This window comes from Micromonospora sp. NBC_00860, assembly GCF_045207375.1.
Lineage (GTDB): Bacteria > Actinomycetota > Actinomycetes > Mycobacteriales > Micromonosporaceae > Micromonospora > Micromonospora vinacea.
Genome location: NZ_CP108825.1, coordinates 5,797,749 through 5,817,557, shown reverse-complemented (window position 1 = coordinate 5,817,557; position 19,809 = coordinate 5,797,749). Strand labels below are relative to the sequence as shown.

Genomic DNA, 19,809 nt, shown 5'->3' with positions numbered 1-19,809 from the left:
TCTCAACCCGCCGCGCGGGTGGCAGCAACCGGATTGGCCCGATCCGCGGCCCCGCGGCGGCCGGCGGAACCCGAACCGGTCGGTTCGGGCGAGCCGCGGAGTGAGCCGTACCGGTCAGCGGGCGACGACGTCGGAGACCACGACTGTGACGTTGTCCGGTGCGCCGGCGTGGTGGGCCAGCTTCACCAACTGCTCACCGCACTGCTGACGGTCGGCGTACATGCCCAGGGCTGCCGCGATGGCCTCGTCCTCGACGTAGTCGGAGAGCCCGTCGCTGCACAGCAGCAGCCGGTCGCCGGGGACCACTGTGAGCACACCGACAGCGGGTGGGGTGTCGGCGCCCTGCACGGCCCGGGTCACCAGGGACCGCTGCGGGTGGTGGCGGGCCTGCTCGGGAGAGAGGGTGCCCTGGTCGACAAGCGCCTGCACGAACGTGTCGTCCCGGGTGAGCTGGGTCAGCTCCCCGTCGCGCAGCAGGTAGCAGCGGGAGTCGCCCACCTGGGCCAGCACCAGCGTCTCGCCGGCCAGCAGCGCCGCGGTGAGCGTCGTCCCCATGCCGTCCCGGCTCGGGTCGACGGTGATCGCGGCGTGGATGCGCTGGTTGGCGGTGCTGACCACGGCACGCAGCGCGTCGGCGGCCCCGTCGGGGTCGGTGGGCGGAGCCAGCTCGTCCAGGATCCGGATCACGATCTCGCTCGCCACCTCGCCCGCAGGCAGCCCACCCATGCCGTCGGCGACGGCGATCAGGCGGTCACCGGCGAGGGCGGAGTCCTCGTTGTTGGTGCGCACCAAGCCGATGTCGTTGAGGATGACCGAGCGGAGGATCAGCGTCATGGGGTCAAGCTTGCCAAGAACAACCCGCATTCGTCTCTACGCCTCCTACCTAGGTCGAGAAATGATTGCGATTTTCGTCGCCGGGTCCGACGGTGCGTGACCGATCGGCGGGGCCTCAGCGGCGCGGATAGCGCAGTAGCAGGCTGGCGGCGACCTCCTCGTCACCCACGGCCGCGTAGCTGTGTGGCACGTCCGACACCCAGCGGAGATGACCGCCGGCCGGGGCGGTCAGCGGTGCGTCGGCCGGCCCGGCGCGCAGCACCCCGGCGAAGACGGTGACGTGCTCGGTGACTCCCGGCGCGTGGGCGGGGGAGAGTTGCGTGACGCCGGGTGCGACCCGCATCCGGTACAGCTCGTAGGTCGCGTCGGTGTCGGTGAACACCTCCAGCAGGGTGGCGGTGACAGCGGTGCCGTGCACGGTGGGCTCGGCCGTTGGTTCGGCCAGCAGGGCGGTGAACGGTACGCCGAGCTGCGCGGTGACCGCCCAGAGCGTCTCCAGGGTCGGGTTGCGGGTGCCGTGCTCCAGGCCGGAGAGGGTGGCCTTTCCGACGCCGGCGAGCCGGGCGAGTGTGGACAGCGAGAGCCCTCGTTCCTCGCGCAGGGCGCGGACCCGACGGCCGACGACTGCGGGATCCACGTCGAGGCCCGGACGTGGCTCTGGTGGTGGGTGCGGCACCCGGCTATCGTGCTACACGCTTCCGTTCCGTAAACGGAACAGTCGGGAGGGTGGCATGGCCGGACGCGTGCAACCGGTGCTGGCGGGGGTGGTGACCGCGCTGGTGGGCTTCGCCAGCTCGTTCACAGTCGTGCTGGCCGGGCTTCGAGCGGCGGGCGCGTCGGACGCCCAGGCCGCCTCCGGCCTGCTGGCGCTCTGCGTGGCGAGCGGGCTCGTCGCCGCCTGGCTGGGCTGGCGGTACCGGATCCCGATGAGCGCGGCCTGGTCCACCCCGGGCGCGGCGCTGCTGGTGGCGACCGGGACGCCACCGGGCGGATGGCCGGTGGCGGTGGGCGCCTTCCTCGTCTCCGGTGCGCTGATCGTCGCGGCCGGGCTGTTCCCACCGCTCGGCCGGGCGGTGGCCGCCATCCCCAAGCCGGTGGCCGGCGCGATGCTCGCCGGGGTGCTGCTACCCCTGTGTACGGCCCCGGTCCGCGCGCTGGTCGAGCTGCCGATGGTGGCCGGGCCGGTGGTGGTCGGCTGGCTGCTGCTGCACCGGTTCGCCCGCCGCTGGGCGGTGCCCGGCGCGCTTGTGGTGGCGGTGGCGGCGATCGCACTGACCACACCGCCGGCCGGCCTGACCGGCGCCGCGCTGATCCCGTCGGTCACGCTGACCGCGCCGGCCTGGAACGCGTCCGCGCTGATCGGGTTGGCCCTGCCGCTGTTCCTGGTCACCATGGCCGCGCAGAACGTGCCCGGCATGGCGGTACTGGTCGGCTACGGCTACCGGCCGCCGTTCGGCGCCGCGCTGCGGACCACCGGCCTGGCCAGTCTGCTCGCCGCGCCGGCCGGCGGGCACGCGGTGAACCTCGCGGCGATCACCGCAGCGCTCGCCGCCGGCCCCGACGCCCACCCGGACCCGGAGCGCCGGTGGATCGCCTCGGTCACCGCCGGGGCTGGGCTGGCCGTGCTCGGCCTGGGCGCCGGTGTGGCCACCACCCTGGTCGCTGTCGCCCCACCGATCCTCATCGAGGCGGTCGCCGGGCTGGCGCTCCTGGGCGCACTCGCCACCGCCCTCGCCTCGGCGGTGACCGACCCGGCGACCCGCGAGGCCGCAGTGGTCACCTTCGTGGTGACCGCGTCCGGGGTGACGCTGGTCGGCGTGGGCGGCGCGTTCTGGGGCCTGGTCGCGGGCTGCCTGATGCTGCTGCTCTTCCACCGCCGCCAACCCGCCGCGCCGGAGCAGCCCGCCCCCGCCGCGCCGGAGCAGCCCGCCGCCCCCGCGGCGGCGGAAAGATCCACTCGGGTTTCATGAAGTCGGGCTGTCCCAAGGCTCCGGATGCCCCGACTTCCTTGAGCCCGAGTCGATCAGGGTGGTGGGGTCACTCCTCGGGCGGCAGGTCGGCCACACCGACGGCCAGGAGGACCCGGCCGTCGGCCACCGACCCGATCCGGTCCGCCGGTACGTAGACAGCCCCGGTGCGGGTCAGGTCGGTCGAAACCTTCAGGTAGCCGCTGTGCAGCAGCCGCGCCGCCAGGTCGGCCGGAACGTCCGGCTCCTCGACGGCGGTCGCCTCGATCAGTTCGTCCAGGCTGCTGCCCGGGTCGGCGGTCGGCGTCTGGACGGTCACCGCGTTCGGGTCAGCCCGTTGGACGAGGTCCACGGTCCCGACCTCGGTGCCGGCGGAATCGATCACCGGCATCCCGGTGGTGATCCGCGAGATGGTCGCCTGCTGCTCGTCCTGCTGGTCCATCCCGCTGCGGTTCCCAGGTCGGCGCGCCGCTAAACGCCGTCGCTCGCAGGCACCGCCGCTTCGCTGGCGCGCGCCGCTTGGCCCGCTCGCCGATGGGGTAGCGGCAGTGGCTCGAGGCGATGGGCCGGAGAGCGTGATGACTGTGTGGCATCAATATGCCTCAGAGTCATCACCACCATAAAGAGCAGTACCGCCACCGGGAGGCGGAGCCACGGTGGCGGACGAAGGGCCCCCGTACTGTCTGCTGCACCCGCCCACTCAGCTGTTCGGGAGGGTCCAGCCGCCGGGCGGGCGGGGGGACAACTCCCGCCAGGTGTCCGGGCCGTCGAGCAGCGCGCGGACGGTGTCCTCGGCTTCGTCCGCACTGCCGTACTCGTAGAAACGGGAGATGCCCTCGGCTCCGCCGGCCCGCTGCTCGACGTGCCACCGGTCGGCGTCCACCCGTAGGAAGACGTCCCGTCGGGCGAGCCGCCCCCACTTCCCGTTCCACCAGTGCTTTCGCTGCTCCATGGCGGGACTCTATCGAACACACGTACGAGAAGGTGCGGCCCCTGCGGGAATCCCACAGGGGCCGATGTGCATCCGTTCGGGTCAGCGCTGCGTCGGCGGCTCCGGGCGGCGGCCCAGCACGTCGTCCAGCGCCCCGCGCTGCTGGCCGGGGGTGGTGTGGCCGGCGGAGACCAGGGCGTCCCGGATCTCGGTGAGCAGCTTGACCTCCTCGCTCGGCGCCGAGGGCGGCGGCTCCTCGCCCCGCTTGCGCCGCTCGGCCAGCCGGTTCATCGGGTAGACGACCAGGAAGTAGAGCGCCAGCGCGGTCAGCAGGAAGGTGATCACCGCGTTGACGAAGGCCACCCAGTCGAACGGGATCTCCCGGAACGTGGGGACCGAGCCGGTGAGGCCGTTCTTGTTCCCGGTGATCAACACGATGATTACCCGGACCAGCGGTTCGAGGAACGACTTGGTGAGCTGGGTGACCACGCCCGTGAACGCGGCGCCGATGACGACACCGACCGCCAGGTCGACGACGTTGCCGCGCATGATGAAGTCTTTGAAGCCCTTGAGCATTCGTACTCCCGAGGTGTCCGCTTTTCTGTCGGGCACAACCTATGCCCGTTCGGCGGGTTCCAGAAAAGCGCCGGCTTCCAGCGCCGCCCGGGCGGGATCGCCGGCCCGGATCGCCTCGACCAGCCGACTGTGGTCGACGTAGCGCTCCGGGGTGAGCGCTCCACCCATGGCCTGGGCGACGGTGCTGCGCAGGGCGGTGCCGACCGAGGCGTACAGCTCGGCGAGCATGGCGTTGTGCGCGGCGGCGACCACTGCCGTGTGCAGTGCCGCGTCGGCCTCGACGAACGCGTCGACCCGGCCGCCGTGCCAGGCGGCCTCGCGCTGGGCGAGCGCGCCGTCGAGCGCCGCCAGGTCCTCCGGGGTACGCCTCAGCGCGGCGAGCCGGGCGGCCTCCACCTCGAAGGCGCGGCGTACCTCGATGACCTCGGTCATCCGGTCGTCGCCGAGTCGGCGGGCGACCACGGGTGCCAGTTCGTCGGTGGACACCACGTAGGTGCCGGAGCCCTGCCGGCACTCCAGCACTCCGGCGTGCACCAGGGCGCGGACGGCCTCGCGGACCGTGTTGCGCCCGACGCCCAGTGCGGCGACCAGTTGTGGCTCGGTGGGGATGCGCCCGCCGACGGGCCATTCGCCGCCGAGGATCCGGGCGCGGAGTTGCTCTGTGGTCTGCCGGACCCGGTGCCCGCGGGGTGGCACGGCGGGCTGGCCGGGGGGCGGCGCCGGCGGCGCGGAGGGGAATTCAACCGACGGTGGCACTGGTTACATCACCGGTCCCAAATTCATCCCATGATTGTAGGTTAAGGGTCATGACCCCGCCACCAACCGCCGCTCCGGCGCTGCCCGCCCCCGTCGCCGTCCACCCTCGCCCGACGCGGGACCCCGGCGCCGGCCGGCGGACGCACCCGGCGACCGGTGGCGCGTTGGTGCTGGTCGGGATGCTGCTGGTCGCGCTCAACCTGCGGGCCGTGGTGACGAGCCTCGGCGCGCTGCTCGACGAGGTCCGCGACGGGCTGGGCCTCTCCGGCGTCACCGCCGGTCTGGTCACCACCCTGCCGACCATCGCGTTCGCCGGCCTCGGCGCGCTCACCCCGTGGCTGGTCCGCCGGGTGGCACCGGCCCGGGTGCTGGTGGTCGCCATGCTCGCCCTCGCCGTCGGCCAGGTGCTCCGGGTCGCCACCGACTCGGCCTTGATCTTCGTGCTCACCAGCGCACTGGCGCTGTCCGGCATCGCGGTCGCCAACATTCTGCTTCCGATGCTGGTCAAGCAGCACTTCCCGCACCGTACCGGCCTGGTCACCGGGGCGTACACGATGGCGTTGACAGTGGGTACGACGGTGGCCGCCGCCTCCGCGGTGCCGATCGCGCACGCCTTCGGGTCATGGCGGGCCGGGCTCGGCGTCTGGGCCGCGATGGCCGCGGTGGCCGTACTCCCGTGGGTGCCGCTGGCGCTGCGGGCCCGCGCCGCGGCGCGGCGGGCGACCCCGACGGCGATCGTCGCCACGCCGACGCGGGTCCGGCCGGCGCGGACCCGGCTCGGCTGGGCGATGGCCGTCTACTTCGGGGCCCAGTCGCTCAGCGGGTACGCGATCATGGGCTGGCTGGCCCAACTGTTCCGCGACGCCGGTTACCAGCCGGAGTCGGCCGGGCTGCTGCTCGCCGGGGTGACCGCTCTCGGCGTGCCGATCGCGCTGCTGATGCCCACCCTGGCCGGCCGGCTGGGCACCCTGCGGCCGCTGGTGCTCGGGCTGACCACCGCGTCGGCGCTGGCCTACCTGGGGTTGGCGCTCGCACCGCACGGTGCCGCGCTGCTCTGGGTCGCCCTCCTGGCGATCGGGCAGGGCGCGTTCCCGATGATCCTGACCGCCATCGGCCTGCGCGCCCGCACCGCCGAGGGGACCGTCGCGCTCTCCGCGTTCGCGCAGAGCACCGGTTACGTGATCGCCGCCCTCGGCCCGCTGATGGTCGGCATCCTCTACGAGGCCACCGGCGGCTGGACCGCGCCGATCGGGTTCCTGCTGGGCGCCCTCGCCGTGCAGACGACGGCGGGCATGGCGATCGCTCGTCCCCGTTACGTCGAGGACGAGTGACGAACGCTGACGGTCAGGAGGAAGCGGGCGTCGATTCGCCGGCGACTGCCTCATCCACCGTCGGGTAGGTGTGCAGCACCTCGACCAGCCCGCTCACCTCGAGGATGCGCAGCACACCGCGCTGCGGGGCGGCCAGCCGGACCACGCCGCCAGCCTCGTCGCAGCTGTTCTTGGCGCGGACGAAGACCGACAGACCGGTCGAGTCGCAGAACGAGACGTCCGCCAGGTCGAACACCAGCCGGTTGCGGCCCTTGTCGAGCAGGTCGGTGATCTGGTCCTGCAACTGCGGTGCAGTGGCCATGTCCAGCTCGCCCGCGACCGACACGACGACCACGTCGCCGCGTTGTTCCGTGTGCACCGTCAACGACATTCGCCAGACCTCCTGTTATCGGGGGAACGGTATCCCACGACCATGGTCGGAGGTAGCACGGGAGCCGTCATCCGGTGGCCATCGTCATTCTGTTGCTACGGGGCAAGTAGTTGATCAGACCCCGGTGATAGAGTCCGCCCGGTCCAGGTCAAGGGGGTTCGAAATGGCGTTGAGCGCCGAAGAAAGTGGTCGGCTCGCCGCGCTGCTCAGCGGGCAGGACGAACGGGTCACGACTCGGTGGACCGAGATCGTCACCAGTTCGTTGCGTGGCCGGCTGAGCCAGGCGGAGCTGCGCCGACAGGTCCAGGACCTGCACCGCGCCATCGTCTCCACCGGCGAGCAGGGCATCATCGACCTGTCCGCCGAGAACGCCGCCGAACTGCGCGCCGCGCTCTCCGAGCTGTCTCGTGGCCGGGCCCGGCAGGGCTTCTCCGCCACCGAGACCACTGTCAGCATCTTCGCGCTGAAGGACGTGCTGGCCGAGCTGGTGCAGGAGACCGGTGGCCCGAACGCGCTCCCGGACTACGTCGCCTTCTCGAAGCTGGTCGACGAGATGGGGCTGTTCACGTTCGAGAGCTTCGTCCGCACCCGGGAGAGCCTGATCGCCGACCAGGCCGAGCAGCTGCTCGAGCTGTCCACGCCGGTGGTCAAGCTCTGGGAGGGCGTCGTCGCCGTGCCGCTGGTCGGCACCCTGGACTCGGCCCGGGCCCAGGTCGTCATGGAGCGGCTGCTCCAGACCCTGGTCGACACCAGCTCGCCGTACGCGATCATCGACATCACCGGCGTACCGGCGGTGGACACCCAGGTCGCCCAGCACATCCTGAAGACCGTGGTGGCCGCCCGACTGATGGGCGCCGACTGCATCATCTCCGGCATCCGCCCGCAGATCGCGCAGACCATCGTGGCGCTCGGCATCGAGTTCGGCGACATCGCCACCAAGGCGAGCCTCGCCGACGCGTTGCGCCACGTGCTGCGGCTCAACGGGGTGGAGACCGCTCGCCGCCAGCCGCGTCGGGACGCCTGATGGAGAGGGTGCCGATCCTCAAGATCGGTGACATCCTGCTCGTCTCCATCCAGCTCGACATGTCCGACCAGACGGCGGTCGCGCTCCAGGAAGACCTGGCCGAGCGGATCGTCGCCACCGGCTGCCACGGCGTCATCATCGACATCACGGCACTGGACATCGTCGACTCCTTCGTCGGGCGGATGCTCTCCACCATCGCCTCGATCTCCAAGGTGCTGGACGCGGAGACGGTGGTGGTCGGGATGCGTCCGGCCGTCGCCATCACCCTTGTCGAACTCGGGCTGTCGCTGAACGGCATCCGTACCGCGCTGAACGTCGAGCGCGGCATGGAGCTGATCGCGGCGGCCCACGCCGACGAGCTCGACTACCAGCTCGACGACGATCCGGACGCCGAGACGGCCACGCCGTGACCGCGGGCATCGACCTGGGCCAGCCACAGGCGCAGTCGGTCCGCAGCGATGAGGACGTGGTGCGCGTCCGGCAGTTGGTCCGCGCCGTGGCGGTGGCCAGCAAGCTGTCCCTCGTCGACCAGACCAAGGTGGTCACCGCGGCGAGCGAGTTGGCCCGCAACACCCTGGTGTACGGCGGCGGCGGTTCGGTCGAGGTGACTGTCGTGGACAACGGCCGACGCAAGGGCGTGCAGATCGTGTTCGCCGACTCCGGGCCGGGCATCGCCGACCTCGACCTGGCCATGACCGACGGCTACACCAGCGGCGGCGGCCTCGGCCTCGGGCTCAGCGGGTCGCGACGCCTGGTCGACGAGTTCCAGATCGAGACGTCAGCGGAGGCCGGTACGCGGATCACGGTCACCAAGTGGTCCAGGTGAACGCCGACGCGGTCACCGACAGTGGCATCTGGTTCCGGGTGGAGGCCAGCAGCGCGGCGAGCGCCGTCCGGCGGGCCGCCGAACGTCTCGGCACGCAGGTGGAGATGGGCGAGGCGCGCATCGCGGACCTGGCCATCGTCGCCGCCGAGCTGACCAGCAACCTGGTCAAGCACGCCGACGAGGGTGTCCTGCTGCTCCGGCCGGTACGCCGCGCCGGGCAGGCCGGTGTGGAGCTGGTGGCCATCGACTCCGGGCCCGGCATGGCCGACCTGACCGTCTCGTCCCAGGACGGGCACTCCACCACCGGCACACTCGGCATCGGTCTGGGTGCCATCGTCCGGCAGGCCAGCTGGTTCGACGGATACTCGCTGCCCGGCCGGGGCACCGTCCTCGCCGTGCAGGTCTGGCCGGCCGAGGCGGCTCGGCCGTCCTGGGCCGGCGCTCTCACCCGACCGTTGACCGGCGAGACGATCAGCGGCGACGGCTACGCCGTGCGGGTCGTCGACGGGCGGCACCAGGTGCTGGTGAGTGACGGGTTGGGGCACGGGCCGCTGGCCGGGGCCGCCACCGAGGCGGCGCTGGCAGCGTTCCGCGACGCCCCGTCCGGCCCGCCGGCGATGGTGGTCGGTCACCTGCACCGGAGCATGTCGCACACGCGGGGCGCCGCGCTCGCCGTCGGCGAGCTGATGCCGGAGGCAGGCGTGCTCCACTACGCCGGCCTGGGCAACATAGCCGGCGTGGTCGTCGAGGGTGACGGCCGCCGCCGGGGGCTGGTGTCGCTGCCCGGCATCGCCGGCCATCAACGGCCCACGATCCGGGAGTACGACTACCCGTTCGGTCCCGGCGCCCGGCTGGTGATGCACAGCGACGGGGTGGTCGACCGGTGGCGGATGACCGACTACCCGGGCCTGGCGGAGCGATCCCCGCTGGTCATGGCGGCGACTCTGCTCCGTGACGCCGGTGTGCGACGTGACGACGCCTGCGTACTGGTTGCGAGGTCGTGGGCATGAGCGGGGAGCCGGCCGGGCTGCCGCTGCTCCAGATGGCGCTGCGGGTCGAGCAGGACATCTTCGTGATCCGCCAGCGGGGGCGCGAGGTGGCCGCGGTGGTCGGCCTGGAACATCAGGACCAGGTGCGGATCGCCACCGCGCTCAGCGAGGTCGCCCGGGATCTGCTGCGCACGGTCGGCGGTGCCGATGTCTCGTTCCACGTCGACGCGGGTGCCGATGGCCGGTTCCACCTGCGCGCCGACCTGGCCCCGGTGTCCCCACTGCCGGACGGTAGCTACCAACCGCAGTCCGGCGCGGTGTCCCGTCTGGTCGACACACTGAGCGTGTCGACCGTCGAGGGGGTTACGGTCGTGAGGATGTCCCGACGAGTCCCGGCCAACGCGCCGACGCCGACCCCGGAGCGGCTGGCCGAGTTCCGTACCGAACTCGGCCGCACCGCGCCGGCCAGTGCGCTGGACGAGTTGACAGTGCAGAACGGGCAGCTCATCGCCGCACTGGACGAGGTGCGCAGTCAGCGCGACGAGCTGGCCGTGCTGAACGAGGAGCTGGCCGAGACCAACCGCGGCGTGCTGGCGCTCTACAACCAGCTCACCGAGGAGTTGGAGGAGACCAACCGCGGCGTCGTCGCCCTCTACGCCGAGCTGGACGAGAAGTCGGCCCAGCTCCGTGCGGCGAGTGAGTCGAAGAGCCGGTTCCTGGCCAACGTGAGCCACGAGCTGCGCGCCCCGGTCACCGCGATCATCGGCCTGGGGCGGCTGCTCACCGACTCCGCCTCCGACCCGCTCACCGACGAGCAGGGCCGCCAGGTCGATCTGATCCGCTCGTCGGCGGCAGACCTGCTCAACCTGGTCAACGAACTCCTCGACCTGGCCAAGGCGGAGTCCGGCCGGATCGAGCCGGACCTGACCGAGGTCGACCTGCGGCCGGTCTTCGGTCAACTGCGCGGCACCCTGCGCGCCCTGGCCACCCGCCCGGGGGTGGAGCTGGTCGTGGAGGAGCCCGCCGGGCCGGCCCTGCTGCGCACCGACGAGGTGCTGCTCGGCCAGGTGCTGCGCAACCTGCTGCACAACGGGTTGAAGTTCACCGAGCGGGGCGAGGTGCGACTGCGGGCCAGCCAACACGGCCACCGTTGGCAGTTCGAGGTCAGCGACACCGGGCCGGGCATCGCACCCGAGCTGCAGGACCGGATCTTCGAGGAGTTCTACCAGATCCCCGGAGCCACCCGGGTCGGCGGCACCGGCCTCGGTCTGCCGTACGCCCGGCGGTTGGTGACGCTGCTCGGCGGTTCACTGGAGCTGACCAGCGCGCCCGGCGAGGGCAGCACATTCACCGTCTCCCTGCCCACCGGCGGGGCGTGACCGCGTGGACGGCATGCCGACAACCATCCTGGTGGTCGACGACAGTCGTACCAAGCGTTACCTGCTGGTCAGCTGGCTGACCCGGGCCGGGTTCACAGTGCTGGAGGCCGAGAACGGCGCCGAGGCGTTGGCTCGGGTCGAGGTGGACCGGATCGACCTGGTGGTCCTCGACGTCCGGCTGCCCGATCTGAGCGGTTACGAGGTCTGCGAGCAGATCAAGGCGCGGCATCCGGCGATGCCGGTCATCCACGTGTCGGCGCACGCCGTGGACGTGGCCGACCGCGCCCAGGGGCTGACCCGAGGCGCGGACGCGTACCTGACCGAGCCGATCGAGCCCGAGGAGCTGATCGCCACCACCCGGGCGGTGCTGCGCTACTACCAGGCGCGGCAGCGCGCCGAACTGCTCGCCGAGCGGTTGCTCGGGTTGGCCGACACGACCGTCGCGGTGCACGCCGCGCCGACCTTCGCGCGCCTGCTGGAGGCCGCTGCCGAGGGCGCCGCCCAGATCTTCAAGAGCCCGGCGGCGGTGATCGCGGAAACCTTCGACGGTGACTGCCTCGCGGGCGTCTGCGCCGGTCCCGGCGCGGTGGCGGCCGTGGTGCCGTGGGTCGTGGACGACACCGGGGTGCCCACCGGCGCCACGGTCCGGGTGGAGGCCCCGGCGAACTGGGCGCTCGTCGACTGGCCGACCGACGACACGGTGACCGTCGCCGCCGCCCGACTGCGCGAGGACCGGGCCCCGCTGTACGTGGTGGTCCCGACCGCCACCCAGACCGCGCGGACCCCGGTGCTCAAGCAGCTGGCTCAGGCGGTGGCGGCGGCCGTCGAGGGGCAGCGCTCGTTCGACGAGGAGCACCGGATCGCTGTCACCCTCCAACGCAGCCTGCTCCCGCGCGGGCTGCCGACCGTTGCCGGCCTGGACCTCGCGGTGCGCTACGAGCCGGCCAGCGCGCAGACCGAGGTGGGCGGCGACTTCTACGAGCTGGTGATGCTCGACGGGCACCTGCTGCTGGCGATCGGGGACGTCGCCGGCCACTCGCTGCACGCGGCGACCGTGATGGCCGAGCTGCGGCACGCGGTGCGGGCGTACGCGGTCGAGGGCCACCAGCCCGGCGAGATCCTGCACCGGGTCAACGAGCTGATGCGGACCCTGCTGCCGAACGAGTTGGCGACGCTCTGCGTACTGCTGCTGCACCCGCCGACCGGACGGGTCCGGTTGGCCAGTGCCGGGCACCTTCCGCCGCTGATGATCATGGATGGCAAGGTCGAGTTCGTGCAGCACTCCGCGCCGCTGCTCGGCGTCCGCGCGCCGCGCCCGGCCGACCTGGAATTCGTGGTGCCGGCCGGAGCCACGCTGGTCTTCTACACCGACGGGCTGATCGAGCGGCGGGACGCCACCATCGACGAGGGGCTGGCCGCGCTGGCCGCGAGCGCCGCGACGGTCGACGGTGACCTGGACCAGTTCTGCGCCCGACTGCTGGTGGAGCTGGCCCCACCGGAGATCCAGGACGACGTCGCAGTTGTCGTCCTGCGCCGCCGCTGATCCGTCACCTTTCGGGCTTCCTCAGCGCACCGAGCGGGCGTACGCGGCGGGGGACACCCCGGCCACGGCGGTGAAGTCGCGGACCAGGTGGGCCTGGTCGCTGTAACCGAGGTCGGCGGCGAGATCGGCCCACCTCAGCGGACCACCGGCGGCCTGTTCGACAGCTTCCTGGAGCCGGTAGCGGCGGATCACCCACTTCGGCGCGACCCCCACGTACTCAAGGAAGAGTCGCTGCAACCGGCGGACCGGAACGTCGTGTCGCGCGGCGAAGTCGTCGACGCGCAGCACCGTCCGGTCGGTACGGATCGCCTCGGCCAGCCGGACGGCCTCCTCGGCCATCGGGTCCGGCTCCGGCTGCCAGGCGGTGAGGAGGGCGTCCAGTGCCCGGCAGCGCTCGTCGTCGCTGGCCGCCGAGGCGGGTGGCCCCGCTGACCTGTTCGGGCACACCGGAACGTCCGGGCGGGTCAGCCGGCCGGCGGGCAGCGGCACCCTATGGCCGGTCAGCTCACTGACCGGCCGGCGCCAGAACGGGTGGAAGCCGCCGGGGCGGAACTGCACCCCGCACACCCGACCGGTGCCGCTGAGCGTGATCCGGAACAGGTCGCGGCCCACCCCGGCCACCTCGCCGGATTCGGGCCCGTCGTCGTCCCGTTGGAACACCACGTTCACCGCCGGGTGCGGCACGACCCGCTGCTCGAACGGCGCGCTCAACCCCCAGTCGATCAACCAGTAGTGCTCGACCCACTGGCGCAGCGACTCCGCCGGCAGGTGTCGGCGGAAGCGCACCTCGCGCAGCAGACGCCCGGGGTCGAGAATGCCCCGGCTGTCGCCACGCGGTCGCTGTCGCATTTGTTCAAGACCACCCTCATACGCTGGCCCTATGTCCACTCAGACTAGCGAGCTGCTGGCGGCCGCCGCGCCGCGAACCGTCGATGTCGTACGGGGTATCTCCGACGACCAACTGGACCTGCCCACACCGTGCAGCGACTACCTGGTCCGTGATCTGCTCAACCATCTCTTCCAGGTGGTGGTCAACTTTCAGGACCTGGCCCAGAAGCGACAGGTGGAGTGGGCCGAGAAGCCCGACCACCTGGGCGACGGCTGGCGGGACCGCTTCGAGGTGGAGACCGGCCGGTTGATCGTCGCCTGGTCGGACCCGTCCAGCGTGGAGGGCATGTCACCGCGTATGCCCATGCCGCAGTCCGCCATCGGCGGTATGGCCCTGCTGGACCTGACAGTGCACGGCTGGGACCTCGCCGTCGCCACCGGCCAGCCGTACCACCCGGCCCCGGAGGCGGTGGCCGAGCTGCACACACTGGTGGAGCAGTTGGGCCCGACGGCCCGGAAGATGGGCGTCTTCGCCGACCCACTACCCACCCCCACCCCAACCCCCGACCTGACCCCCAACCTCGCCCACCTGCTGACCCAGACCGGCCGCACCCCCACCTGGCCCCAAACCCCCTAACCCCCTGCCACCCCGCCCCGCCCTCGTCGATCATGGAGTTGTGGTGCCTGGTTTGGCGTGACACAGGCCCTTTGTCACCCACCACAACTCCATGATCGACGGGCGCGGCGGGGCAGGGCGGGGGTGGGCGGGGCAGGGCGGGGCGGGGGTGGGGTTCGGCGGGTGGTTGTTGACTGGGGTATTCGCTGGGTGAATAGTGGACGGGGTGTCCACGCCGCATGTTCTGCTCGGGTTGCTCGCTGGGGGCAGCCGGCACGGTTACGAGCTGAAGCGTGCGCACGACGAGCGGCTGCCAAGGGCTCGGCCGCTGGCGTTCGGGCAGGTCTACGCCACTCTCGGCCGCCTCGAACGCGACGGGCTGGTGGCCGCCGCCGGGCAGGACCGGGTGGCCGGGCCGGATCGCACGGCGTACGCGCTGACCGACCAGGGGCGGGACGCGCTGGACCAGTGGCTGTCCACTGTGGAGCCGCCCATGCCGTACGTGGTCAGCACGCTCTTCGCCAAGGTCGTGGTGGCGCTGCTGGTGGCCGACGTCGAACGGGCCCAGTCCTATCTGATCGCCCAGCGGGCCGCGCACACCGCACGGCTGCGCGAGCTGACAGTGGTCAAGGCCGACCCGGCCGCCACCCTCAGCGACGTGGTCGCGGCCGATTTCGCGATCGCCCACCTCGACGCGGATCTGCGGTGGCTGCACGCCACCCTGGGCCGGGTCGCCGACTGGCACCGGGAGGTGCATCCGTGACGCAACTTCAGGCTCGCGGCGTGGTTCGGGCGTACGGCCCGACGCCCGCACTGCGCGGCGTGACGCTCGACGTGGCCGAGGGCGAGATCGTCGCCGTCACCGGGCCGAGCGGCTGCGGCAAGTCGACACTGCTGCACTGCCTGGCCGGGATCCTCCGGCCGGACGTCGGCGAGGTCACCTGGCGCGGGCACCGCATCGACACCTTGTCGGAGGCGGCACGATCCCGGCTGCGGCGCACCGAGTTCGGGGTGCTGTTCCAGTTCGGTCAACTGGTGGCCGAGTTGACCGCCGCCGAGAACGTCGCTCTGCCCCTGCTCCTCGCCGGCACGGGGCGGCGAGAGGCACGGACGGCGGCGTTCACCTGGCTGGAACGGTTCGGGGTGGCCGAGGTGGCCGACATCCGGCCGGGGGAGATGTCCGGGGGTCAGCAGCAACGCTGCGCCACGGCGCGGGCGCTGGTGACGGAGCCTCGGGTGCTCTTCGCCGACGAACCGACCGGCGCACTGGACACGCTCGCCGGCGAGCAGGTCCTCACGCAACTGGTCCGGCTCGCCCGTGAACAGCGCACCGCCGTCGTGCTGGTCACCCACGAGCCGCGGATCGCCGCGTACGCCGATCGGGAGGTCGTGCTGCGGGACGGCCTGGTGGACCACACCGGCCTGGGGCTCGACGTCCCGCTGGCCGGCGGTGCCCGGTGAGGCCGACGACGCTGGTTCGCCTCGCGCTCGCCGGCACCCGCACCGACACCGCCCGGGTGGTGCTCACCGCGCTCAGCGCCCTGCTGGCGACCCTGGCCGGGCTCGCGGCGCTCACCGTGTTGGCCATCGAGAAACCGGCCGGTGACGCCTGGGCGCAGTCCGAGCAGTACCGCAACGCGTTGCTGCGGGAGCCCGGGTTGCGCGGCGGTACGGCGTTCGCGCTGCTGATGCTGATGGTCCCGGTGCTGGCGCTGGCCGGTCAGTGCGCCCGGCTCGGCGCGCCGGCCCGGGACCGCCGATTGGCCGCGATCCGGTTGGCCGGCGCCACACCCGGGCAGGTCACCCGGCTGGTGGTGCTGGAGACCGGTGTGGCCGCTCTGCTCGGCACGTTCGTCGGGCTGGGTGTCTACCTGGTTGGCCGCGACCTGCTGCACCGACCGGACGCGCGGGGTCAACTGGCAGTGCCCACCGACGTGCTGCCGTCGCCCGGCGCGCTGGCCGGCGTGGTGCTCGGTCTGCCGGTCGTGGCGGCGCTGGCCACCGCCCTGATGCTGCGTACGGTCACCACCAGCCCGCTCGGGGTGAGCCGGAAGGCCGCCCGCGAGCGCGGTCCAGGCCCGTGGGCCGGGCTCCTGATCGGGTTCGGCGTGGCCTCGTTCGCGCTGATCCGCCCGGCGGCCAATCAGTTCGACGACAGCGGAGAGCTGACCTGGCTGGTGCCGCTGTTGTTCGCGGGGGGTGCGTTGGCGGCGATGATCGGGGTGGTGATCGGCACCGGCTGGATCTCGTACCACTGCGGGCGGTTGTTGCGCCGGCACGCCCGCCGTGCCCCGGCGCTGCTCGCGGCGGGCCGGCTGATGGCCGACCCGTGGGCGGGCAGCCGCACGTTCGCCGCGCTGCTCGCCGCCCTGATCTTCGGCGGGGGTGCGGCCGCTCAGCGCGCCTACTTCGCCACCAAGGACCAGCTCGACCGGGAGCAGAGCCGACTCGCCGGGGCGGGCGACGGTGGCGCCAACCCTTTCTATCTGTCGACGATGGATCTTGTCGACGGCGCGATCGCCGTGGCCATCCTGATCGCGACGGGCGGGCTGATCGTCGCGCTGGTCGAGGGGATCGTTGCCCGCCGACGCGCCTACGCCGCGTTGGTCGCCACCGGGGTGCCCCGCGCCACGCTGAGCCGTTCGGTGGCCTGGCAGGCGTTGGCGCCGGCCGTGCCCGCGATCCTGCTCGCGCTCACCGTGGGCACGCTGCTCGGCCGAGGGCTCGTGGGGGAAGTGTCAGCGGGTGGCGGGTCGACGTTGATCTGCGAGGCCACGGCGGCGCTCTGTGACGACCCTGCCACCCGGGAGCAGTACTCCCGAATCGTGTACTTCCCCGAGGTGCAGCGTGCCGTTCCCGTACCCCTGGAGCACCTGGCGTGGCTCGGCGCCGGCGCGGTGGCGGCGGTGCTGGTGACTGTCGGTGTCGGCCTGCTCTTCCTGCGTGTCAGCACCGCCCTGGACGAGCTGCGGACGACCTGAGTCGATGTAACACCGCTGGTGGCGGGGCCGCTGTGTGCAACGGAGACCCGGCCCATCGGGTCTCCGACGTCGGTTGCCGGCGTGGTGACGGTGGGAGTTTGCCAGATGCACAGTCAACCGGGCCCTGTCCCGCCGGTGTTCGTCGACGGCACCGGGCGTCGCCGCCGGCTGACCGTCATCGCGGGCACCGCCATGGGCCTTGGCCTGCTCACCAGCCTCGTCCTGATCGCCGCGGGGCTCTTCCTGGACACGTCGGTGCCGCTGCCCGGCTGGTCGGACGACTCCCGGGGGACGCGCCCGGTGGAGGCCGGCGTGGACGGCGTCAACCCGCCCCGGGTGGCCGAGTCGCCGTCGCCGTCGCCGGCGGCCCGTACGTCGGCGCCGCTGCCGCGCACCACCCCGACCAGCGACCGATCCCCGACGGCCGGTACGACCGCCACGGCCACTCCGACGCCATCCGCCACCGACCAACCGGGCCGTGGCGACGAGCGCCGCAGGACCGCCAAGCCGAGCAGGTCGCCCGGTAAGCCGCAGTGATGATGGCGAGACACGTCGCCCGGCGAGACCCCCGTGCGCACTGGCTGCTGCTCCTGCTCGGGCTGCTCCTGCTGCTCGCGGCGCTCACCGTCAACGGCCTGCTGAGTGGTCTCGCGGGCGGCTCGGGAAACGCCACCGCACGGCCCGCGTCGGACGTGCCGGCCGCCGTCGGCTCGGGTGGCCCGGTGCTCCGGCTGGATCGTGCGGAACCGGTCAGCCGGGCGCTGCCGGACCGCACCATCGCACTGACCTTCGACGACGGGCCGGACCCGCGCTGGACGCCACAGGTCCTCGACGTGTTGCGACGGCACGGCGCGCACGCCACCTTCTTCGTGGTGGGAGCCCGGGTCAACGAACACCCCGAACTGCTCCGGCGGATCCTCGCCGAGGGGCACGAGATCGGGTCGCACACGTTCACCCACGCCGACCTCGCCGAGGTGTCGCCGTGGCGGCGTGACCTCGAACTGTCGCTGACCCGCAAGGCGGTCGCGTCGGCCACCGGCCGGGAAGTGACACTGCTCCGGCCGCCGTTCTCCTCGGTGCCGACAGCGCTGACCGGGTCCGAGTACGCCGCGTTGCGCGCCGCCGCCAGTGCCGGGCACGTCGCGGTGCTCACCGACCTGGACACCAAGGACTGGCAACGCCCCGGCACCGACCAGATCGTGCGGGCCGCCACCCCGAAGCGGGGCCAGGGGGCTGTGGTGCTGATGCACGACGGAGGCGGTGACCGGGCACAGACGCTTGCCGCGCTGGACCGCCTGCTGCCGGCGCTCGGAGATCAGGGCTACCGGTTCACCACCGTCTCCGCCGGCATCGACGCCTCGCCGTCGATGGTTCCGGCGGGCACCGGTGCCCGGCTGAGCGGAACCGCACTGCGCTGGACCCAGACCGGTGCCCGCTGGTCAGCCGAGGTGATGAACTTCCTGCTCGCCACCGCACTCGTGCTCGGGGTGGCGCGTCTGGCCGTGCAGGTGCTCTGCGCCCAGCGGCACGTGCGCCGGGTCCGCCGACCCCGCCGGGACCGTCCTGAGGTGCGGGTACCGGTGTCGGTGATCGTGCCCGCGTACAACGAGGCCGCGAACATCGCCGCCACTGTTCGTTCCCTGCTGGCCAGCGCGTACCCGGCGTTGGAGGTGATCGTGGTGGACGACGGGTCGGACGACGGCACCGCCGACATCGTGGAGCGGATGCGACTGCGCGGGGTGCGCGTGATCCGGCAGGCCAACGCCGGCAAGCCGGCGGCGCTGAACACCGGCATCAGGGCGGCCCGGGCGAACCTGTTGGTGCTGGTCGACGGTGACACCGTCTTCCAGCCGGACACGGTGCACCGCCTGGTGCAGGGCTTCGCCGACCCGTCGGTGGGCGCGATCAGCGGCAACACCAAGGTCGCCAACCGGCGTCGGCTGCTCGGTCGCTGGCAGCACCTGGAGTACGTGATCGGCTTCAACCTCGACCGACGGATGTACGACGTGCTGGAGTGCATGCCGACCATCCCCGGCGCGATCGGCGCGTTCCGCCGCGAGGTGCTGCTGCGGGTGGGAGGGGTGCCGTCGGACACGCTGGCCGAGGACACGGACCTCACCATGAAGGTGCTCCGGGCCGGCTGGCGGGTCGTCTACGAGGAGTCGGCCATCGCCTGGACCGAAGCCCCGTCGTCGTTGCGCCAACTCTGGCGGCAGCGCTACCGCTGGTGCTACGGCACCATGCAGGCGATGTGGAAACATCGGCACGCGCTGCGCGAGTCGGGTGCCGGAGGCAAACTGGGCCGGCGTGGCCTGCCGTACCTCACGGTGTTCCAGATCGTGTTGCCGCTCACCGCGCCGGCGGTCGACGTGTTCGCCGTGTACGGCCTGCTCTTCCTGCCCTGGTCGACCCTCGCCCTGGCCTGGGCGGGATTGCTGCTGCTCCAAGCGGCCACCGCCGCGTACGCGCTGCGACTGGACCGGGAGCGGTACGGCCCGCTGTGGGCGCTGCCGTTCCAGCAGTTGGTCTACCGGCAGCTCATGTACCTGGTGGTGGTGCAGTCGGTGGTCACCGCGTTGGTCGGTAACCGGCTGCGCTGGCAGCGGATGGTGCGGACCGGTGAGGCGGCGGCGTTGGTGGGGGCCGGCCAGGGCTGACGCCACCGCGACGCGGCGTCAGCCCCCGACCGGTCAGGTCGGGGTGTGGAAGAGGCCGGCCGACCAGGCGATCAGCAGGCCGACGGCGGCGGAGCAGCAGCAGACGAGCAGAGCGGCGGCGACCACTGCGAGGATCACCCAGGCGGACGCCCGCCGGGGCGTCGGCCCCGGCTCGTCCCCGTTCGTCATCGCCGCCGCCGC

General features: G+C 72.4%; 23 protein-coding genes. 14 read left to right on the top strand and 9 right to left on the bottom strand.

The genetic code is table 11. The features are described 5' to 3' along the window. Positions 1-114: 114 nt before the first annotated feature. A complete protein-coding gene (locus OH804_RS26765) occupies positions 115-834 on the bottom strand; it encodes a PP2C family serine/threonine-protein phosphatase (protein WP_124770664.1) in 720 nt (239 codons plus the stop codon). Between the two features lie 115 nt (positions 835-949). Continuing rightward, a complete protein-coding gene (locus OH804_RS26760) occupies positions 950-1,510 on the bottom strand; it encodes an XRE family transcriptional regulator (protein ID WP_307788562.1) in 561 nt (186 codons plus the stop codon). Positions 1,511-1,565: 55 nt separating this feature from the next. On the opposite strand from OH804_RS26760, the gene OH804_RS26755 reads away from it, so the two are divergent. After that, positions 1,566-2,804, top strand: a complete 1,239-nt coding sequence (locus OH804_RS26755; protein ID WP_406060280.1) for a benzoate/H(+) symporter BenE family transporter — start codon at positions 1,566-1,568, stop codon at positions 2,802-2,804. Between the two features lie 67 nt (positions 2,805-2,871). On the opposite strand, the gene OH804_RS26750 is transcribed toward OH804_RS26755, so the two are convergent. From OH804_RS26750 to OH804_RS26735, 4 genes are all read right to left on the bottom strand, one after another. Then, the gene (locus OH804_RS26750) at positions 2,872-3,243 is read right to left on the bottom strand and encodes a hypothetical protein (protein ID WP_184180542.1); all 372 of its coding nucleotides are present in this window, start codon (positions 3,241-3,243) and stop codon (positions 2,872-2,874) included. A gap of 258 nt (positions 3,244-3,501) precedes the next feature. Beyond that, a complete protein-coding gene (locus tag OH804_RS26745; protein WP_030486188.1) occupies positions 3,502-3,753 on the bottom strand; it encodes a hypothetical protein in 252 nt (83 codons plus the stop codon). A gap of 81 nt (positions 3,754-3,834) precedes the next feature. Then, a complete protein-coding gene (gene mscL / locus OH804_RS26740; protein WP_124823134.1) occupies positions 3,835-4,308 on the bottom strand; it encodes a large conductance mechanosensitive channel protein MscL in 474 nt (157 codons plus the stop codon). 39 nt (positions 4,309-4,347) lie between these two features. Continuing rightward, the gene (locus OH804_RS26735) at positions 4,348-5,064 is read right to left on the bottom strand and encodes a FadR/GntR family transcriptional regulator (RefSeq protein ID WP_406060276.1); all 717 of its coding nucleotides are present in this window, start codon (positions 5,062-5,064) and stop codon (positions 4,348-4,350) included. 50 nt (positions 5,065-5,114) lie between these two features. On the opposite strand from OH804_RS26735, the gene OH804_RS26730 reads away from it, so the two are divergent. Next, complete coding sequence (locus tag OH804_RS26730) at positions 5,115-6,395, top strand: MFS transporter (protein WP_406060274.1); 1,281 nt, start codon at positions 5,115-5,117, stop codon at positions 6,393-6,395. Positions 6,396-6,408: 13 nt separating this feature from the next. Here the strand turns inward: OH804_RS26730 and OH804_RS26725 are convergent, their stop codons facing one another. Further along, on the bottom strand, positions 6,409-6,765 hold the full coding sequence (locus OH804_RS26725) for an STAS domain-containing protein (RefSeq protein ID WP_196920593.1): 357 nt from the start codon (positions 6,763-6,765) through the stop codon (positions 6,409-6,411). Positions 6,766-6,928: 163 nt separating this feature from the next. On the opposite strand from OH804_RS26725, the gene OH804_RS26720 reads away from it, so the two are divergent. From OH804_RS26720 to OH804_RS26695, 6 genes are read left to right on the top strand one after another with little or no spacing between them, the layout of a single operon-like run. Beyond that, entirely contained in the window at positions 6,929-7,789 is an 861-nt protein-coding gene (locus OH804_RS26720; protein WP_406060272.1) for an STAS domain-containing protein, read from the top strand. Next, complete coding sequence (locus tag OH804_RS26715) at positions 7,789-8,199, top strand: STAS domain-containing protein (RefSeq protein WP_196920595.1); 411 nt, start codon at positions 7,789-7,791, stop codon at positions 8,197-8,199. Before OH804_RS26720 ends, OH804_RS26715 begins: the two co-directional genes overlap by 1 nt. Then, the gene (locus tag OH804_RS26710; RefSeq protein ID WP_406060270.1) at positions 8,196-8,615 is read left to right on the top strand and encodes an anti-sigma regulatory factor; all 420 of its coding nucleotides are present in this window, start codon (positions 8,196-8,198) and stop codon (positions 8,613-8,615) included. Before OH804_RS26715 ends, OH804_RS26710 begins: the two co-directional genes overlap by 4 nt. Beyond that, positions 8,612-9,625, top strand: a complete 1,014-nt coding sequence (locus OH804_RS26705) for a SpoIIE family protein phosphatase (protein ID WP_406066678.1) — start codon at positions 8,612-8,614, stop codon at positions 9,623-9,625. Before OH804_RS26710 ends, OH804_RS26705 begins: the two co-directional genes overlap by 4 nt. Further along, positions 9,622-10,983, top strand: coding sequence for a sensor histidine kinase (locus OH804_RS26700; protein ID WP_406060268.1), 1,362 nt, complete (start codon positions 9,622-9,624; stop codon positions 10,981-10,983). Before OH804_RS26705 ends, OH804_RS26700 begins: the two co-directional genes overlap by 4 nt. 13 nt (positions 10,984-10,996) lie before the next feature. Next, positions 10,997-12,526, top strand: a complete 1,530-nt coding sequence (locus OH804_RS26695; protein ID WP_196920598.1) for a SpoIIE family protein phosphatase — start codon at positions 10,997-10,999, stop codon at positions 12,524-12,526. 21 nt (positions 12,527-12,547) lie between these two features. Here the strand turns inward: OH804_RS26695 and OH804_RS26690 are convergent, their stop codons facing one another. Next, a complete protein-coding gene (locus OH804_RS26690; RefSeq protein ID WP_406060266.1) occupies positions 12,548-13,375 on the bottom strand; it encodes a DUF6597 domain-containing transcriptional factor in 828 nt (275 codons plus the stop codon). A 31-nt stretch (positions 13,376-13,406) separates the two neighbouring features. On the opposite strand from OH804_RS26690, the gene OH804_RS26685 reads away from it, so the two are divergent. The 6 genes from OH804_RS26685 (at position 13,407) to OH804_RS26660 (ending at position 19,608) form a co-directional block, all read left to right on the top strand. Continuing rightward, positions 13,407-13,991, top strand: a complete 585-nt coding sequence (locus OH804_RS26685) for a TIGR03086 family metal-binding protein (RefSeq protein WP_196920600.1) — start codon at positions 13,407-13,409, stop codon at positions 13,989-13,991. Positions 13,992-14,196: 205 nt separating this feature from the next. Beyond that, the gene (locus OH804_RS26680) at positions 14,197-14,733 is read left to right on the top strand and encodes a PadR family transcriptional regulator (protein ID WP_196920601.1); all 537 of its coding nucleotides are present in this window, start codon (positions 14,197-14,199) and stop codon (positions 14,731-14,733) included. Next, positions 14,730-15,431, top strand: a complete 702-nt coding sequence (locus tag OH804_RS26675) for an ABC transporter ATP-binding protein (RefSeq protein WP_406060263.1) — start codon at positions 14,730-14,732, stop codon at positions 15,429-15,431. The genes OH804_RS26680 and OH804_RS26675 overlap by 4 nt, the downstream gene beginning before the upstream one ends. Then, positions 15,428-16,951, top strand: a complete 1,524-nt coding sequence (locus OH804_RS26670) for an FtsX-like permease family protein (RefSeq protein WP_406060261.1) — start codon at positions 15,428-15,430, stop codon at positions 16,949-16,951. Before OH804_RS26675 ends, OH804_RS26670 begins: the two co-directional genes overlap by 4 nt. A gap of 105 nt (positions 16,952-17,056) precedes the next feature. Beyond that, positions 17,057-17,488 carry a hypothetical protein gene (locus OH804_RS26665; RefSeq protein WP_406060259.1) on the top strand — a complete coding sequence of 144 codons (432 nt, stop codon included), beginning with the start codon at positions 17,057-17,059 and terminating at the stop codon, positions 17,486-17,488. Next, on the top strand, positions 17,488-19,608 hold the full coding sequence (locus OH804_RS26660; protein ID WP_406060257.1) for a bifunctional polysaccharide deacetylase/glycosyltransferase family 2 protein: 2,121 nt from the start codon (positions 17,488-17,490) through the stop codon (positions 19,606-19,608). The genes OH804_RS26665 and OH804_RS26660 overlap by 1 nt, the downstream gene beginning before the upstream one ends. A 33-nt stretch (positions 19,609-19,641) precedes the next feature. On the opposite strand, the gene OH804_RS26655 is transcribed toward OH804_RS26660, so the two are convergent. Further along, positions 19,642-19,797: a hypothetical protein gene (locus tag OH804_RS26655; protein WP_406060255.1), complete on the bottom strand. Its 156-nt coding sequence runs from the start codon at positions 19,795-19,797 to the stop codon at positions 19,642-19,644. Positions 19,798-19,809 lie beyond the last annotated feature (12 nt).